The 1,447-nt window shown below is 68.3% G+C and carries 1 protein-coding gene; it reads left to right on the top strand.

Annotated elements, in window-relative coordinates:
- The first annotated feature begins 272 nt into the window (after positions 1-272).
- Positions 273-1,430 (top strand): IS110 family RNA-guided transposase, encoded by a 1,158-nt coding sequence (locus ACZ6O0_RS44450; protein ID WP_465771178.1) that lies wholly within the window; start codon positions 273-275, stop codon positions 1,428-1,430.
- Positions 1,431-1,447 lie beyond the last annotated feature (17 nt).

The following is a 1,447-nucleotide window of genomic DNA, read 5'->3' as shown; positions in this document are numbered from 1 at the left end:
CGCGGCTGCTTGTTCCATTGACTCAGGACCGGTGCCTGGCGAGGCTCGGTCCAGGCGCCCGGGCTGTCGCTCTCATCGCGGCTGCCCACGCTGGTCGTGTGGCTCTCATTTGGCCTGTGTAGCCCGGGCGTCGCCAGGGCCAGGAGAGGCTCAAGAAGGGTTTGTCGCACTCGAAGCAGCGTTGCCCTCCCGGCTCGACAACCACGCTGGATCGAGCATCGGAGGACCTCATGGGCTCAGCACCACAGGGAACAGGTCGTGTGGTCGTGGGGATGGACCCGCACAAGCGCTCAGCGACGATCGAGGTGATGACCGCCGACGAGACCATCGTCGGCGAGGGCCGGTTCGGCACCGACCGGGATGGCTACGCCGCGATGCTGCGCCACGCGCGGCAGTGGCCGGACCGGGTCTGGGCGATCGAGGGTTGCGCCGGGATCGGCAAGCACATCGCCGTGCGGCTATTGGCCGACGGTGAGGAGGTCGTCGACGTCCCGCCGAAGCTCTCAGCCCGGGCCCGGGTCTTCGCCACCGGTCAGGGTCGCAAGACCGACGCCACCGACGCCCACTCCGTCGCGCTGGTCGGGACCCGGATGGCCGGCCTGCGCCCGGTGGTCAACGACGAGCAACTGGAGGTGCTGCGGATCCTGGTCGACCGCCGTCGGTCGCTGGGCGAGGAGCACACCCGCAAGGTCTCCCAATTGCACCAACTGCTGCTCGACCTGATCCCAGGCGGAGCCAAGAGGTCGTTGTCAGCCGCGCAGGCCAAGGCCCTGCTAGCCAAGGTCCGACCCCGAGACGCAGTCGGCAAGACCCGCCGCCGCGTCGCCGCCGAGCTCATCGCGGACCTGGAACGGATCTACCAGCGCAAGAAGGCCGCGAACACCGAACTCACCGGTCTCCTCGCCGCCACTGGCACGACCGTGCTCGACCTGCCCGGCATCGGACCCACCGGCGCAGCCCGGCTGCTGGTCGAGGTCGGCGACATCACCCGCTTCCCAGACAAGGCGCACTTCGCCTCCTGGAACGGCACCGCACCCATCGACGCCTCCTCCGGCGACCAGGTCCGCCACCGGCTCTCCCGCGCAGGAAACCGACAGATCAACCGCGTCCTGCACACCATGGCGCGCGTCCAACTCCGCAACCCCACTCCGGGTCGGGACTACTACGAACGCAAGAAGGCCGACGGCAAAGCACCCATGGAAGCCATGCGCTGCGTCAAACGCAGACTCTCCGACATCGTCTACCAGCAGATGCTCAACGACACCGTCCGCACCACTGCAACGCAGTCGAGGACGGGCCCGGGAGGGCAACAGGGAAACGACTCTGACTCCAGCGCGACCGGCTCACATCCCAACGCCGGCTCTTCGGACAAGCCACTTCCCGGACCCGCCGAACAACAGCCTACGACCCCGCTGCCCGCCGCCTCTTGACACAGAAGGGAGCCATG

This window comes from Kribbella sp. NPDC048837, from assembly GCF_055586945.1.
Note: the sequence above shows the minus strand (reverse complement) of the source record. Positions and strands in the feature narration are given on the sequence as shown.